General features: G+C 50.5%; 15 protein-coding genes. All 15 read right to left on the bottom strand.

From position 1 onward, the window contains the following. Nucleotides 1-253: 253 nt before the first annotated feature. Genes M3630_RS11285 through M3630_RS11215 form a run of 15 tightly spaced genes read right to left on the bottom strand, consistent with a single transcriptional unit; the run spans nucleotide 254 to nucleotide 15,976 of the window. Entirely contained in the window at nucleotides 254-1,213 is a 960-nt protein-coding gene (locus M3630_RS11285) for an ATP-grasp domain-containing protein (RefSeq protein ID WP_251252162.1), read from the bottom strand. After that, complete coding sequence (locus tag M3630_RS11280) at nucleotides 1,214-2,485, bottom strand: type III PLP-dependent enzyme domain-containing protein (protein ID WP_251252161.1); 1,272 nt, start codon at nucleotides 2,483-2,485, stop codon at nucleotides 1,214-1,216. It abuts the gene before it with no gap. Beyond that, on the bottom strand, nucleotides 2,478-3,650 hold the full coding sequence (locus tag M3630_RS11275; protein WP_251252160.1) for a DegT/DnrJ/EryC1/StrS family aminotransferase: 1,173 nt from the start codon (nucleotides 3,648-3,650) through the stop codon (nucleotides 2,478-2,480). Before M3630_RS11275 ends, M3630_RS11280 begins: the two co-directional genes overlap by 8 nt. Next, nucleotides 3,647-4,678 (bottom strand): GNAT family N-acetyltransferase, encoded by a 1,032-nt coding sequence (locus M3630_RS11270; protein ID WP_251252159.1) that lies wholly within the window; start codon nucleotides 4,676-4,678, stop codon nucleotides 3,647-3,649. Before M3630_RS11270 ends, M3630_RS11275 begins: the two co-directional genes overlap by 4 nt. After that, a complete protein-coding gene (locus M3630_RS11265) occupies nucleotides 4,647-5,294 on the bottom strand; it encodes a sugar transferase (RefSeq protein ID WP_251252158.1) in 648 nt (215 codons plus the stop codon). Before M3630_RS11265 ends, M3630_RS11270 begins: the two co-directional genes overlap by 32 nt. Further along, nucleotides 5,278-6,288: a polysaccharide deacetylase family protein gene (locus M3630_RS11260; RefSeq protein ID WP_251252157.1), complete on the bottom strand. Its 1,011-nt coding sequence runs from the start codon at nucleotides 6,286-6,288 to the stop codon at nucleotides 5,278-5,280. The genes M3630_RS11265 and M3630_RS11260 overlap by 17 nt, the downstream gene beginning before the upstream one ends. Beyond that, nucleotides 6,255-7,493: a glycosyltransferase family 4 protein gene (locus M3630_RS11255; protein WP_251252234.1), complete on the bottom strand. Its 1,239-nt coding sequence runs from the start codon at nucleotides 7,491-7,493 to the stop codon at nucleotides 6,255-6,257. The genes M3630_RS11260 and M3630_RS11255 overlap by 34 nt, the downstream gene beginning before the upstream one ends. Then, a complete protein-coding gene (locus tag M3630_RS11250) occupies nucleotides 7,453-8,655 on the bottom strand; it encodes an O-antigen ligase family protein (RefSeq protein ID WP_251252156.1) in 1,203 nt (400 codons plus the stop codon). Before M3630_RS11250 ends, M3630_RS11255 begins: the two co-directional genes overlap by 41 nt. Beyond that, complete coding sequence (locus M3630_RS11245; RefSeq protein ID WP_221868120.1) at nucleotides 8,656-9,372, bottom strand: phosphocholine cytidylyltransferase family protein; 717 nt, start codon at nucleotides 9,370-9,372, stop codon at nucleotides 8,656-8,658. It abuts the gene before it with no gap. Further along, nucleotides 9,317-10,144, bottom strand: coding sequence for a CDP-alcohol phosphatidyltransferase family protein (locus M3630_RS11240; RefSeq protein WP_251252155.1), 828 nt, complete (start codon nucleotides 10,142-10,144; stop codon nucleotides 9,317-9,319). The genes M3630_RS11245 and M3630_RS11240 overlap by 56 nt, the downstream gene beginning before the upstream one ends. Nucleotides 10,145-10,159: 15 nt before the next feature. Further along, nucleotides 10,160-11,557, bottom strand: coding sequence for a flippase (locus M3630_RS11235; protein ID WP_251252154.1), 1,398 nt, complete (start codon nucleotides 11,555-11,557; stop codon nucleotides 10,160-10,162). Between the two features lie 23 nt (nucleotides 11,558-11,580). Beyond that, nucleotides 11,581-12,276 carry a CpsD/CapB family tyrosine-protein kinase gene (locus tag M3630_RS11230; protein ID WP_251252153.1) on the bottom strand — a complete coding sequence of 232 codons (696 nt, stop codon included), beginning with the start codon at nucleotides 12,274-12,276 and terminating at the stop codon, nucleotides 11,581-11,583. Next, a complete protein-coding gene (locus M3630_RS11225; RefSeq protein WP_251252152.1) occupies nucleotides 12,251-13,003 on the bottom strand; it encodes a YveK family protein in 753 nt (250 codons plus the stop codon). Before M3630_RS11225 ends, M3630_RS11230 begins: the two co-directional genes overlap by 26 nt. Continuing rightward, nucleotides 12,996-14,084, bottom strand: a complete 1,089-nt coding sequence (locus M3630_RS11220) for an LCP family glycopolymer transferase (protein WP_251252151.1) — start codon at nucleotides 14,082-14,084, stop codon at nucleotides 12,996-12,998. The genes M3630_RS11225 and M3630_RS11220 overlap by 8 nt, the downstream gene beginning before the upstream one ends. Continuing rightward, on the bottom strand, nucleotides 14,081-15,976 hold the full coding sequence (locus M3630_RS11215; protein WP_251252150.1) for a polysaccharide biosynthesis protein: 1,896 nt from the start codon (nucleotides 15,974-15,976) through the stop codon (nucleotides 14,081-14,083). Before M3630_RS11215 ends, M3630_RS11220 begins: the two co-directional genes overlap by 4 nt. Between the last annotated feature and the right edge of the window lie 12 nt (nucleotides 15,977-15,988).

Raw genomic sequence — 15,988 nt, 5'->3', positions numbered from 1 at the left:
AATAAACCCCAAGCATTTTCAAAAAATGCGGGATTCTGTTGAGCTGTACCTCACATTACCGATAACGAATGAACTGGATGATCATGGTCTGTAACACTCCTGCACTTTGATTAAGTAGGCATCACGTGGACGCTCAGCTACAATTGTAGCACATTTCAGCAATACAGCCACTGTACAATATGGGGCAGGTACGCAATATTGGTCTTGTTTTTCGCTTCCCTGCCCTTTCCCGCTTCTGAGGGATTTTTTCCCTTCACTCCAGAAGCATGACCTCATCGTATTTCATCATGATGCTTCCTTCCTTGTACTCCCCTACTTTTGGTACATTGACCAGACCCTTTATGTTTTGGAGAAGCGCACGGACGCTGTTCACTCCGCTTTCGTGAGCATGGGGATACCCTCCTCCAAAGCGGGGATTGATCTCCGACACAACGTACTGATCTCCGACCAAAAAACAATCGATGTCAATGGGCCCTCGCGGCTCCAGGACACGAATCAGTTCCTTCGCTAGTGATAGCAGACGCGGATCTTTTACCGCGAGTGAGCGATCCGTCTCCCCTGCCCGCATGCGCAGCTTTTTGCGGGTGAAAAGTGTCACCAGCTCCCCCGAGATCAGATCCACATAGCCGTCCACTCCGTACTCCTCTGCCTGCAAGAACGGTTGAATGACGACATCCTCCGTGTTTTCCGTGAGCATGGACCATTCTTGATCATTCTCCACACGTGTGATGCCTAAACTGGCACTTCCATACCGCGGCTTGACAATCAATGGATACATAATCTGCCCTGCTGTAAGAGCTGCTTGTACCTCATCCACTTTTGTAAAGGTGGGAATGGCGGGAATCTGATGCGTGGACAAAAAATCATACGTAGCCATCTTATCCAAGCACATCTGGATTACATCCCGATCGGACACGATCACCTCGATGCCCTGCATGTAGAAACGTTCAGCATGCGCAGCCAACAGTGTCAGCTCCGGGTCTATTAAAGAGAGGATTGCCTTGATCTCGTAGCGTTGGCAAATGTTCAGCAGGACATCGAGATAACCAGGATCGTCGATACGCGGCACCTGCTCATGATAATGGGCAGCGTACAGAGCCGGGGCTGTCGTATCGCAGTCTGCCGCTATGATTTTGCCAGTGTCACCCCATTCGCGTACAAAATAGTGGAGCAGCTTGACTCGTCTGCCTACACTGGTCACAAGTACGTTCATTCAGTTCACGACCCCCTGCTTGTCAACGTGAAAACGATAAACCGATTCGGGTATGAATTGTTGGAGAGTCTCTTTTCCCCTGACAATGACTGCATCTTTTCCATCGATAGCGAGAACCGGTGGCCTCTCCCGAATAAAAGGTGGATTAAAGACGAGCGTATACGCCCCTACGTGTCCGAAGACAAAATAATCCCCGCTGTCAGGCAAAGGTCCCGTATAGCTTTGAAGCAAATAATCTTTTTCCATGCACGTATACCCGACGACATGATAGCTCGCTTCGGGAAGTGGCTTGCGGTTACACACATGTCGGGCTGGCAAAGGGTGCGCGTGCATCGTCGGCTTGACATTGTGAATGCTGCCATCCACGAGAACAAATCGCTCTCCTCTGTTTTCTTTTACATCGATGACCTGGCAAACGAAATGAACGGCATCTGCCACAAGTGAAATACCCGGCTCCAGAATCAGCAGCGGAGCGTGATCCAGCTCTGCCAGTTCCTCCTTCATGGCCGACGTAATCGCTTCGGCGTACTCCTCAAAGGTTGGTGCAGCCGTCATCCCGAATGAAGTCGGGAGCTCGCCAAAAAATCCGCCTCCCATATCGATAAAAGCAAGCCGCTCGCCCAAATGCTGTTTTCCCAAACGGCATAAATGGCGCGCAATTTGGCGATACACACCGACACTGCGATTGGTGGAAAAGTGTCCATGCAACCCGACTACATGCACATTCGGGGCGACAGCCAATTGACTCAGGGCTTTTTCCAAATTGCCGTTTTCGACGCAAAAACCAAATCGGCTGACCTCGTACCCATTTTGCAGAGGACTCACGCCACCCCTGGCCAAATCCACATTGATCCGCAGCCCGATCCGAAACGTCTGCTCGGGATACTGCTTGGCGTAGGCCACCACCCACGGGATTTCCGAAAAAGAATCCAGATTGATCAGGCTCCCCTGCTCCAAGGCAAAATGAATGTCCTCTTCCGTTTTGAGCGGGCCGTTGAAAATGATGGACGCAGGGTCGACGCCGAGTTTCCGTGCCAATTCGTATTCCAGTCGAGAGACGACTTCAGCATGCGCCCCTAGCTGATGCAGCTTTTGGCATAAAAACGGCAAGTAATTGGTCTTATACGAATACGCGACGACTACATGCTCATACCGCCGGGTAAAAGCCCGTTGGAAACGACGATAGTTCTCGGAGAGCTTCACGGTGTCCAGCACGTAATAAGAAGACGAGCAGAGGCTACGCCATTTTTCCAACTGCTCATAACTATACATGGCGCACCCCCCGTTCCTGGTTCAGGAGGCAGCTCATGATCAGACCGATGACCCGCTCCTGTTGTTCAGCAGTCAAGCTGGAACCCGACGGCAAGCAAACACCTTCGGCAAATAGCCGATCTGATATACTCTCATCAGGTTGGTGCGGATAGTATTGGCATTGTGCGAACAACGGTTGTAGATGCATCGGCTTCCACACGGGACGGGCTTCGATATTTTCTCTACCCAGTGCATCGATCAATTGTGCAGCAGAGAGTGTCGTGTCAGCTGGATTCAGTCTCATCACCGTTAGCCAGCGGGTGGATCGCCCTGTCGCCGGCTCGGGCATGAACGAAATGCCAGGCAATTGTCCGAGGGCTTGTTCATAACGCTTATAAATCCCTCGCCTTGCCTCGATTCGCTCCTCCAAGACGCGCAGCTGCCCCCGACCAATTGCCGCCAGTACGTTGCTCAACCGATAGTTGTAGCCCATCTCTTCATGCTGGTAATGCCTCACTGGCTCCTTCGCCTGCGTCGACCAGAAGCGCGCCTTTTCAATCGCCTCAACGTCATCGGAGACGAGCATTCCACCACCTGAAGTCGTCATGATTTTATTGCCATTAAATGAAAAAGTCCCAACATGACCAAAGGCCCCGCTCATTTTCCCTTTGTATACAGCTCCTAACGATTCTGCTGCATCTTCCACCACGCGCACCCCATACTGCTCACAAAGCGCCATCAACGGCCCCATATCTGCGCTCTGCCCATATAAATTGACGATGACGACCGCCTTGGGCAACTTGTCCGCTGCTCCCGCCTCCTGCAAGGCTCGCTCTAATGCCTGCGGAGACATATTCCAGGACCCTTCCTCGGAATCAATAAATACAGGAGTCGCTCCCTGATACAGAATCGGATTGGCACTGGCGACGAAGGTGAGACTGGAGCAAAACACCGTATCACCCGGAACCACACCGGCTAGCCTAAGCCCGAGATGGATAGCAGCCGTTCCAGAGGATACAGCCAGCGCAGCTTTTACGCCGACATACTGGGCAATCTCCCGCTCAAAAGCATCGACGTGTTCCCCCAATGGTGCGATCCAATTGGAGGCAAAGACGTCTGCCACCAAGTCCCGCTCATCCTCTCCCATATGTGGCGGTGATAAAAAGATTCGCTGCTGCGCACTCATTTGGATGTCCCTCCATTGCGATAGGCAGGAAAGAAATCTTGCTCGCCAGCCTGATCGACCTGTAGTTTTTGGCACAAAGCCAGATACACTTCCTCATCGTGAACTTTTTTGCCCATCCAGTACGGAAAATGATTGCCGTTTGCAAACGAGGACTTGAAACGGAACAAGCCATCCCCATCCAGATTTCCTCCTCCAAGGAGAAGCAGCTGTGCTCCATCTTGCTTTGCCTGCTGGATCATGGCGTCGAAGAGGAGGTGGTTGACGCCAAGCGCCATGTCTTCCGTATGGGATGCCCCTAGCTGATAATGGGCGAATTGATTTCCACTGAGCAAAAGTACTCCCGCCACCGGCCGATCCTCATGCATGGCAAGCAGAAGCCGCGGCTTGCACAGCTCTGTTTTTTTCATGAGTCCCCCAAAAAATTCAGGTGCATAGTAATAGATCGCCGCGGCTTGATTACGGTCCATCGTCTCCCGATGCAGCTGGATAAAAGAAGGAAGCCAATCGGTTCCGCCCAATGTAACCCGGACGTCGTTTGCCGCGGCCTTCCTGATATTTCGTCCGACGTTTTGCGTATAGTGAGCACGAATGTAGGAAAGTGTGGGGCGCAAATCGACAGCCGTTACCATCCTCACCAAATCCAGTCGCATTTGATCTGCAAACAGCTCCGCATTTCCCAGCAACGGATGAAAGCGGACCGTTTCTGTCAGATAGTTTTTGTAGCGACAGTAGACGTGGAATTGCTCCTGGAACAATCGGGCAGCCGTCTGTCCTCCCACGACAAATGGCCCTCCGTATCCAATCGAAACCAAATCCGCATAGCCGGGAATCCACCCATCCAGACGTCTGACCAAATACGGGTAGAAAACCTCGTTCTCCCCACTCTTGAAAAAAACAGCTTCTGGCGTGCCCTGCTCCATTTTGGCGTATAGCTGCACAAATTCTTTCGTGTAGGACACGTCTAATTTGAAAAACCGTCGCAAATATTCGGTCCAATCATCCTGTTCCGACAGTACGATCAGGCTCACATGCTTCCCTCCCAGCGCGCTCTGTGTTTTCACTCCCTCTGAAGTCTTCTACCGTGACGCTGCCCAGTTGATTTATGCCTGTCGATTGAAAAACACGCTTGATCGTCAGACCGATAATCCGCATATCCAGTAAAAAGCTGCCATTTTCTACATACCAGACGTCCAGCTCGAACTTTTGCTCCCAGTCAATCGCATTTCTTCCATTGACCTGCGCCCAGCCTGTAATCCCCGGCTTTACGTCGTGTCGTTTTAACTGCCGCGGCGTGTACAACGGCAAGTACTCCATCAGTAGCGGTCTCGGCCCTACGAGGCTCATTTCACCGCGAAGCACATTCCATAGTTGTGGCAATTCATCCAAGCTATACTTGCGCAAAAGCGTTCCGAATGAACCCAGCCGCTGCTCGTCAGAGAGAAGCACTCCACTCTCATCACGCTCATTGGTCATCGTGCGAAATTTGTAGATAAAAAAAGGTTTTCCATGCAAACCTGGTCTCTCTTGTACAAACAAAACCGGAGACCCCAGCTTCCAACGGATGAGCAGACTCACCAGCAAAATCAGCGGGGACAGCATGACGAGCATCAGGAAGGATATCCCACGATCAAACAAGGACTTCATGCCGCACCTCCTGTTGATTCCACTTCGCTGCCGCTTCCTCCATACTGAGGCTCTGCATGCCGTACCTCTCGCGTAACATGGAGTAATGCTGGAGGATTTCCTCCAAAAAGGACAGATTCTCTTCCATGTGGTTCCCGAAGTTTTCCGGATGCCACCATAGATGGTACAAGCGATTGTGCTCTGCCGTATGAGTCAGGTCGCGTTTGATTCTTTTCATGCGCCATTTTTCCAACCTCTGTAGTCGAGGATGATAAGGACGCAAAAACCGGCTGGATGGAACATCGACCATTCCCTCTGGACTACGCTGCAATGAAACATAATTGTTATGACCGGAGAGATTCACATACGCATCCATCAGTCGCATGGCTCTTTTGAACAAGGTCTCTTCGGCAGCCCCTTTTGTGTGATACATCCAAGACTGCTCGTTGCCGCGATAGGAACGAAACCCCTTTTTCTTGCACAAAGATAAATAGGCAGGCTGTACTTGATTTCGCGGAAAAACGATGCTGGTAGGGGAGTATCCTTTTTTGCGAGTCACTCGATGAAAAGAATCAAGGTCAGCAGCAAAAGCTTCGGGAGTCTGTCCCGGCTCCAGACAATAGTAGTGGGAAAGGGTGTGACTTCCGATGAATTGATGCGGGTAAGAGGATATCAGCTTGATTAAGGAAGGAGCAAAATGATACGGGTCGACCTGCTCATGCTCTCCGATCGCATCTGTGTCCATATAGGGATAGGGTGACAGCTTTTCATCGGCATACGCCGGGAGATGCCATGGGACGACACTTGCCAACTCCTTGCGCGACTCGCAAAACAAAAAACCGACAGTCGCCCAGGTGACGTGCATTTCATACTTGGCAAACAGCTCCAAAAGTGCGGGGATCACTTGACGAACGCCTAGCAAATTTTGCTCATAGGACTGAATGGTTCTCTTGTCTCGGACGCCCCAGTAGAGTTCAAAGTCTAGGGAAATGACGAATGCTCCCGTCTTGTCCAATCTTCTCCGCTGCCTCCTTTCTCCTGCTCTCTTTCTTCTCTCAGCTGACCAGTGAGTTGGGCAAATAACGCCGCCTGCTTCGCGAGGACCGTTCGCTCATCAAAGTGCTCAAGCGCGATACTGCGGCTGTTCTGCCCGAATGCTTCTCTGAGTCTCGAATCCACTACGAGCTTTTTTAAAGCTGTATACAAGGGACATATCTGTTTTGGTTCTACTAAAAATCCGTTGACCCCGTCCCTGACTTCTTCCCGACATCCACGGATATTCGTGGCGACGATCGGTTTTGCCATCGCCATTGCCTCAATGATGGATCGAGGCAGCCCTTCGCGATGAGAAGGAAGGACAAAAATATCACTGGTGGCCATCAACTCCGGGATGTCTGTGCGGAATCCAGCCAAAATGATTTGCGGATGCTGTCGACAAAGCTCCACGAAGTTTTGCCCCCGCTGATCGCGTTCACTGGAAGACACGTCCCCCACCAACAAGAGGCGCAGACGTGGAAATTCGCCCGCCAGCTTGCGAAAGGCCTCCAACAGCTCAAAAATTCCTTTCTCCGAGACCATACGTCCTACATAGGTGATCACCACATGATCATCCCGAAGCCCCAGTGAGGACTTGATGGACTGGACCTTTTCTCTCGTAACGTGTCGCGGGTGAAAGCGTTCTGTGAGATCAACACCGTTGCCAATATGCAGAATCCGCTCCGCCTGAGAGGAGAAGCCATCCTTCACGCTCAACTCGTAATCCTCCCGACTTTGAAGCAAAAGATAGTCAGTCATATGCCGGGCAAACCATTTTTCCAGCGTGTAATACATCCGATACGTTCTTTTGCTCATGCCCTCATGAAAGAAGTAGCCATGTGCTGTGTAAATGACATGCGGCACTCCTGCCAGCCTTGCTGCCACACGCCCGAGAACAGCAGCGATCGGTGTATGAACATGCACGACATCATACTTCTCCCTTTTCATTAACCGATACAATGCCCCAATCGTGACCAGATTGGAAATCGGGTCGATCTTTCGCTTAATGGGGATACTTCTGAGCGTCAATCCCTTTGCTGTTAGCACATCAAAGCGCCCTGTATCCGAACACGCGGTATGCACCTCGAAGCCTTCACCCATCAGCTTTTCAATCAGGGGAAACAGCAAGCTTTCTACAGAGCGGTCAATTGCGCATACTTGTAAGATTTTTTTCAAGCAGATCACCGCCATTTTTGATCTGACGCGTATTGATTTCGGCTGTCACAAAATACAGCGCGAGTATGATCCAGAAAAACGTTTCGCGAATTCCATTATGAGTGAGTCCGTACAAAATTTGGAAAACAAGCGGATACCAAGCAACCAATCGATGCCCACGAACCGCCCCATAAATCACGAGAATGAACAACACCGTGCCCATTACGCCGTAGGAAAAGAACAGGTTGGCTAAGGTAGAATGGAGTTCCAACGAAATGCTGCTGTTAAATCGCTCGTACATCCCTTCCCCTGCTCCGAACAAAATGTACTCCGGATGGTTGGCAATCCGGTCATAGCCCCGCGCTGCCCAATTGTCATCCGAATCTTCGCCGAGTGTGACCATTCGTTCTTCGATTTGTGTGTAAATAGAAGCATCGCTCAGCACGTTTTCGTTGGTGTACAAATAGATGAAGAAGACAGTGAAGGACGAGACGAGCACACAAAGCAGATTCATCCAAAACAAGCCCGTGCGTTCTTTGATCGAGAGGAGCAAAAAAACGAGGTACATCCCTACGGCACTAATGATCGCTGCTTTTGACAGGGACGCTGCAATGATGCTAAACGCCGTGCCGATCGCAACAAAGAGAGGAATGGTCTTCACAGATACGAAGCGGGCACACAGCAGGCATATCCCCATGCACAGAAGCCCAAAATAGCCGAGCTGGTTCGGATTGTTGAAGAACAAGGACTGCCTGAACTCGTCACTATCCGGTGACAGTCCTGACACGAGAATGAATGTCTGAACGAGCAAGGAAGTGGACGTAGCCAGGAAGACCCATTTGACGTACTCTTGCGGGTTGCGCCTGAACAAAATAACCAGGGCAAGCATCACGGCTCCGTTGTACAAATACCACTTGGTCGAGCTGAATACATCCATTTCCCCGCCGAGTGCAATCGCCCATATGCCGTTCACCATCATAATGTCGTACAAAAACAGAAGGGTAAGGAAGAGAAAAAATCCGAGTCTGCGGTTGACCCGCCCCAAGCGAAACAAGAAGCTGTAGGCGATCAAGATCAGCATAATAAAATCGGCGATTTGCGGATTGCCACTTGGGAAGAAGTAGAAGGGCTTAAGTACCACATATAGAAAAAGAAGGATCTTGTCCGGTGAGAGCTTTTCCTTGATCATCATTTACCTGTGCGCCAGATGGTTGGTGAATTGCAGGATTCGCCGATAATCCTCCCACGTATCAACCTCTGCCCAAAACAATCCCGATGGTATTTGTGCGACATACACATTCCTTTCCCCCAAAAAAGAATAGAGGACATTTTCCCACCACAAATCATACTGCTTCTCCTGAATCAACCTTTGTAATCGCCGCAAAAATATTGGCAGAAAGCTCTCTTGAAGCTTGGCAATTCCAACGTATTCGCCAGTTGTCTCTTCCAGTGAGAGCTCCTTTCCATGGCGGAGCAAGCGTCCGTTTTCATAGCCAAATTTATAATCCCCCTCATAGCGACGCACTGGATCAGCAAACATGACAGGACATGCGGTCTCTTGCAACACTACCTCCAGTACCTTCGACTCAAAGAAAACGTCGGCGTTCAACAGCAAGCAGTCACTTCCTTGCAAAAACTCGCGGGCGAACCAGAGGGACACCATACTATTCGTCCGATCATAAAAAGGGTTGTGATAAAAACGAATCGGTTCATCTCCGAGCAACTGGGTAATCACGTTGGCTCGATAGCCCACCACCATCGCGATCTCTTCAATTCCGTGGCGCCTTAGCTTTGTTATCGTATTTTCAATGAGCGCCTGGTTTCCGATGTCCACTGTACACTTGGGAATACCGTCAATTTGCTCGTTGATTCGTGACCCGAGACCTGCTGCCATGAGCAATGCCTTCATCCGACTCCCCTCCTTCTTTCAGAGATGGCATGACGTATTTGATGTTCAGCTTCAGCTTGTACATCGATCTGGCCAGTCCGACGAACAGGTGGTAGAAGGTCCATAGGAGCAAAAATAGCATCTGACCGCTGATTGCCCACAGGAACGCGGTAACGAGCACGCCCAACTGATAGCCCGTTTGGGTAAGAAAAAGGAAGACAAAAGCATCGATCCATTTGCTGCGCTTTCTCATAGAGACTGTTTCGTGAGAGATTTTCCCTTGACTAAAGACGAGATCGGAGCCATTCGTCGCCAAAATCTCTGCAAAAATCGTCAGCAAAATCAAATAGAGCAGCCACGGCCCCAACATCGCGTGATGATTGATGATGCCGTATATCACACCGAATGACACCAGGTAGAGTGCATAGTTGAGCCCGATGTCCAGCCATTCTCCTCCCTTGCTCTTCTGGTTGCGCATGCGGGCCACTTCCCCGTCGACGCAATCCGCCAAGTAGCACACCTGACAGAAGAAGCAGCCGAGCAGAAAGGATGCCGCCGTTCCATACATAAATGCTGCAGCGCTTAGGAGCCCGGCAACAATCCCCCCCATTGTAATCGCGTTGGGGGAAATGCGTGTTTTTCGGGTCAGCAATAAGCTCACGTAGATGGAGATGCGACGAGTGAAGTAGTACGACCAAAATTCCTCCCTGCTCCACGGCTTCTGCACCTGCAGACGGCAATGGCGTGTCTCTTCACTATCCCAAAACATAGACGGATACAGCTCATCCTTCACGGTAAGCCACCTTCTTCATGACCTCGTCTCCTGGAGCGAGACGGAATATTTTTCGGACAAAAACGGGATATACCACGTGCGAAATCCAAAATATTTGGATGCCCAATACGAAGCACAAAGATCTCGACAGATCAGGCTGATTGATGTAGCAATGGCGGCCCCGATAATTCCATACAGCGGAATGAGGCAAGCGTTTCCGATTATGTTTAGTGCAGCTGAACAGACAAGAATATTGCGGGCCGTTTTCTGATGCCCGGTCATCGTCAATAAGGGGATAACACTCCCTGTGCAAAAATTGACAAACTGCCCCATGCACAAAATCACTAGGACGAGGCTCTCACTGGCAAACTCTTCGCCAAAAAAAGTGAGCAACGGAACGGCGAATAGCGCCACTAGCAGATTGAGAGGAGCAGAGGTGAAGAAAATGAGCCGATTGGCAAACGCAATCATCTTTTTCAAGCCGTCCATATCATTACGTGCGTACAGCTCAGAAAACTTCGGAGAGAGGATCGTATTGATGGAAATCAACGCAAAGCCCGTCACCATTGCCAGACGAATGACCACACTGTATACTCCGACGGTTTTGGCGTCCGTAAAAATCCCCAGCATGATCATATCTGTCCACGTCATAATCAATTCCATCGACGCACTGAGATACATCGGGAGTGCGACTGCAATAATTTCCCTCAACCTAACACCGGGCTCTCCCGCAGTCGGCTGTACACCGCTACGAAATCCTCGGCTCGTCGCATACCACTGCCCCATCCCATACACCGCATTCAAGATAACAGCACCTGCGAGCAGTTGAATCAAGAGCATCGTACTGGGTTCGAAAAAAGGAATGGCGATGAAGAGAAACGCCAAGTGCAGAAAACGCATACCGACGATATCGACAGTGATCGAGATGACAACCCGATGCAGTGCCCGAAATGCAGATGCATACAGCCTGGCGAGCGACACAAACGGAAGCATCCACGCGACGACTCTTAGTGCCTCTGCTGGCAGCTCCCCTGCAAACACGTAGGCGGACACCTGCTCTGAGAACAGATGCAAAAGTACCCCAAGCACAATCGAAATCAGCGTAGCCCACAGCACTACTTTGTTGAAGACTTCGGAAATCTGATAAAGTGAGCCTTTCGCGCGAAACTCCGAGAGAAAGCGGATGATGGCTGTATCCGTCCCCAAAACGGCCAGCACCATTCCGATGTTCATCAGGGTGATCGTCAGCGAATAGATGCCCAGGCTCTCGGCTCCATACTCTCTGGCAATGTAGAACTGCAAGAGATAGAGTAGTACGAAGCCAAGGAGCCGAAACAAAAACGTGAAGGCCGAGCCGCGAATCACTTCGTGAACGTCGCGATCTTTATTGAGACGGCTCCATTGTCGTTGCCAAGCTATTTTGAGGGCATGCATGCCTACAAACGCCCCGCTTTCTGCTATGCGTTGTACCCGTTTCCGTAGTAGCCTTCTCTCTTTCCTACCTTTTTGTTGTTGAGAACAACACCGAGCAGGTTGGCGCCTGCTGCTTTTAACTGCTCTACCGCCTTGACAGCAGAATCCCGCTTCGTCTTGCTTGCATCCACAACCATGACACAGCCGTCCATTTCCCTCGCCAGCACCATTGCGTCGCTTACGATTAGTGGCGGACTGTCGACAATCACGAAATCGTAGTTGTGGCGCAGGTACGCCATCAATTCCAAGAGCCGTGGCGTCCCGAGCATTTCCGCTGGATTATGCGGGATCGGCCCTGCTGTAATGATCGACAACTCTGATACCCCAGACGGTTGGATGATATCGGGAATCTGGCACATATCCGAAAAGTAAGAACTGATCCCGTACAGATTCGGCATATCAAAGGTGAAATGCACCCGGGGATTGCGCAAGTCAAAATCAAGCAGCACCGTTTTCTTGTGATCCTTTGCCATCATCAAGGACAGGTTGGCAGCGGTGATCGTTTTTCCCTCAGAAGCCCCCGGACTGGTGACTAAAATCGTTTGCATCAGCTTGTCGCCCATCGAAAACTGAATGTTCAAGCGAAGAGTACGGTAGCCCTCTACCAGCGGAGACAGCGGCTCCCAATGGGCGATCAGCTTTTGATAACGATCATCAGGCTTCTGCCTTCTCATACTCATTCCTCACTTCCTCCACCTTGGGCTGGCGAAATGCCTTCCGTGTTTTTTTGTCAATCACCGCAATCGTTGCCAGTACAGGTAAACCTAAAAACTCCTCCACTTCTTTTTCCGATTGAAGTCGAGTATCCATCTGCACAAGCAAGAAGACGACGACCATAGATGTTGCCAACCCGAGGACAAAAGCGATCACCGAATTGAGGATCGGTTTTGGGCTCACGGGAATGGCCGCCGGATTGTTTCGGGCTTCCGCCAAAATATGCACGTTGTTCATGCTAAGCATTTTGACGACTTCTTCCTGAAAGGTCTTCGCGATGGTATTGGCGATGAGCACAGCTCTGCCCTGATCCGGGTCTTCTACCGTAATGGAAATGACCTGCGAGTCCTTGACTGGCTCCACTTTCGTTTGAAGAAGCAGATCCTCCATCGTAGCGCCGGCCCCGATCACTTCGAGCACGCGTTCCATCACCCGTGGACTTTCAATAATGACGCGGTAGGTCTCAATCAATTTCAGATTGGAATCAATTTCTGCGACGGATAGCACGCTCTCTACGGTTGAATCCAGCGAGCGATTGACTAATATTTCCGTCTTAGCCTGATAAATCGGTGTCAGCAAATAGAAGCTCACGAGCGCTGTTCCGATGGTGCACAAAGAAGTAATCAAAAGGATCAGCTTCCATCGCTTCAACAACATCAGGAGTATTTCACGAAAATTAAGCTCCTCATTCATCCTGCTTCCCCCTTTGCCCCGCCATGCTGTCACTTCCTTCTTCCGGCAGTTGTACGGGAGGTTCGATTTGTTTTTGAAAAGTTGAAAGACTCTCGGTCAATCTCTCACGCTCTTGCGGGCTGACGATATAGTAGTAGATTCCATTGATCATTTGACCCTTTCCTTCCAAACGAATCGTCTCAACGGAGGTAACTGCCGTGCTGTAGCTTAGGGCAAGCTGTTTCATCACATCAAAGGTCATGTTCGTTTTCACGTATTTCCCCATCGTCGTAAGGACATCATTCAATCGGGTAGGCGATGCAAGGGTTACCCCTTTATCCAGCAATGCCTTGATGATTTCCTGCTGTCTTTCGTTGCGCCCGAGGTCGCCTCTCGGATCTTCGTAGCGCATGCGAGCGTAGACCAAGGCTTGCTTCCCGTCTAACTGGATGGGACCTACCGGAAAGGTGTAATCGGCATAAGTAAAGGCAAGCTTGTTGTTGACTTCCACTCCGCCCAGCGCATCGATCACACCTGCGAATCCTTCCATATTCGCGGTCACCACGTAATCAATGGGAAATTGGAGAAACTGCTCGACGGTGTCTACTGCCTGCTGTACACCGCCGAATGCATAGGCATGATTGATCTTATCCTGAGTACCTTTGTGAGCGATAGCGGTTCGCGTATCACGCGGTATGCTGATGAGCAGCGCAGATTTCGTTTTCGGGTTGACGGAGAGTACGAGGATGACATCTGAGCGTCCCTTGTCGTTCTCTCTCTCATCAACGCCTAGAAGCAGCAAGGTGATCGGTTCTTTGGGCAAGATAGCGGAGTTCTCCACTTCAGCCGCAGATGGTGTTGTTGCTCCTTGGGAATTTAAAGCCGGTGTTTGTCTCACAGATGCTGGTTCAGTCGCTACAGGTATCTCCACAGATTTCTGCGTGCGGATAGGGAGGTACATTTTGCTGGCCGTTTCTTTTAACGACAGATAGACGTACACACCATACCCACTCAAGCTGATGAGACAAATCAATCCTCCCCATGCCAGCAGCCGCTTCCACTTGATCGTGGCGATCTTTTCCTTCCATTTGCAGACGCTCATCCGATTGCCACTGGATAAGGGACTGGCGTAGACTCTTCCTTCACGTAAGAAGTGGATTGATAGCCTGGAACGATCCCTTGCAAAATCTCGATAATGGATTGTTTGTCCTCCATCGTCGCTCCCTTGTCTGCAATTTGCTCCAACCGGGCGATCCCTGCCAAGAGCTCATTCCAGGAAAAATCGAGCGGCTTGCCTATGAAGATGCGATTATGGCAAGTAGACGACAAGCCTTCTTCCGCGGTCAAAATTTCTTCGTACAGCTTCTCACCCGAACGAATTCCTGTGAATACAACCGGAATATCCTTCCCCGGCTCCAAGCCTGCCAAGCGAATCAGGTCGAGGGCCATATCGACAATTTTGACCGGTTTCCCCATATCCAGAATGAAGATCTCCCCTCCCTGAGCGAGTGCTCCCGCCTGGATGACGAGCTGGGCAGCCTCAGGAATGGTCATGAAAAATCTCTCCATATCTGGATGTGTAATGGTAATCGGTCCGCCTGCCCGGATTTGATTGAGAAAAACGGGAACGACACTCCCCCTGCTCCCCAGGACATTTCCAAAACGAACAGCCGCGAACCGGGTAAGTCCGAAATGGTTATACCCCTGGATCAAAAGCTCGGCGATCCTTTTCGTGGCACCCATCACACTCGTTGGATTCACTGCCTTGTCCGTCGAGATCAGGATGAAATGAGAGACGCTGGTTTCCAGTGCGCATTCCGCTACGTTTTTCGTACCCAGAATGTTGTTCTTTAATGCCTCACACGGATTGTTCTCCATTAACGGCACATGCTTGTGGGCTGCCGCATGAAAAACAACGGCGGGACGATATTCATGCATAATCGAAGCAATTCTTTGTCTGTCACGAATATCTGCAATCAAGCTGACTGTCTCCTGCTCAGGAAACAAACGCGAGAGCTCCAGGCTCATTTCAAAAATCCCGTTCTCTTCATTCCCCAAGAGAAGAAGTTTCCTTGGTCCAAATCTAGCTATCTGTCTGCAAAGTTCCGACCCAATAGAGCCGCCTGCTCCTGTCACAAGTACGACTTGCTGTCGCAAGTATCCCGTAATCTCCTCCAGATTGACTTGAACAGGCTCCCTTCCCAATAAATCCTCCAACGCTACATCCCGAATCATGTTCATCGTGATTTTTCCACTAATGATGTCTGCTACGTGCGGCAAAATTTTGACGCTCGCTTTCGTCGTTTTGCAAATGTCGAAAATCTCCTTAATCGTCTGCCGGGAAGCGGATGGCATGGCAATCACGATGTCTGAAATGGAAAGTCGTTGCACGACACGGGCGATATCAGCCCGCTTCCCTACAACGGGCAGGCCATACACGCGCAGATTTTGTTTGCTGGGCTCATCATCGATAAAGGCCACTGGACGCAGCTCCGACAAAGGCGAGGTTTTCATCTCTCTGGCTACGAGCACACCTGCGTTGCCTGCCCCAATAATTAATGTGCGCCTGCGATCCTGCGTCCTTTTCTCCCGCTCTTCATTCCACCACTTCCAGACAAACCGGGAGCCTGTGATGCCGAGCAAAACAAAGGCTAGCGTCATCAGAAAGAGTGAGGTGGGAAATCGGATAGACCAACCAAGCAGGTACGTCATTTTGAGTACCAGGTAGAGCGCCAAAACGGAAAAGCTCGTGGCAAAAATGATCGAGACCAGCTCGCGAACACTGACATAGCGGAAAACAGGTCGATAGAGTTGAGCAAAGTGCATGCCTGTCACGACGAACAGTACGTGGCCAATCATCAAATACATAGGTTGATATTCGCTTATCTCCGTGAAAGAAAAATCAAATCGAACCAGGCAGGCCATCCAAACAGCCAAGCTGATAATTCCTGCGTCCGATAAGCTTAACCAGAATCTTCTCTTCCGGTAGCTCATATTCATCCGCTC

The organism is Brevibacillus sp. MER 51, from assembly GCF_023714195.1.
Lineage (GTDB): Bacteria > Bacillota > Bacilli > Brevibacillales > Brevibacillaceae > Brevibacillus.
This window is presented reverse-complemented; position numbering and strand designations above follow the sequence as displayed.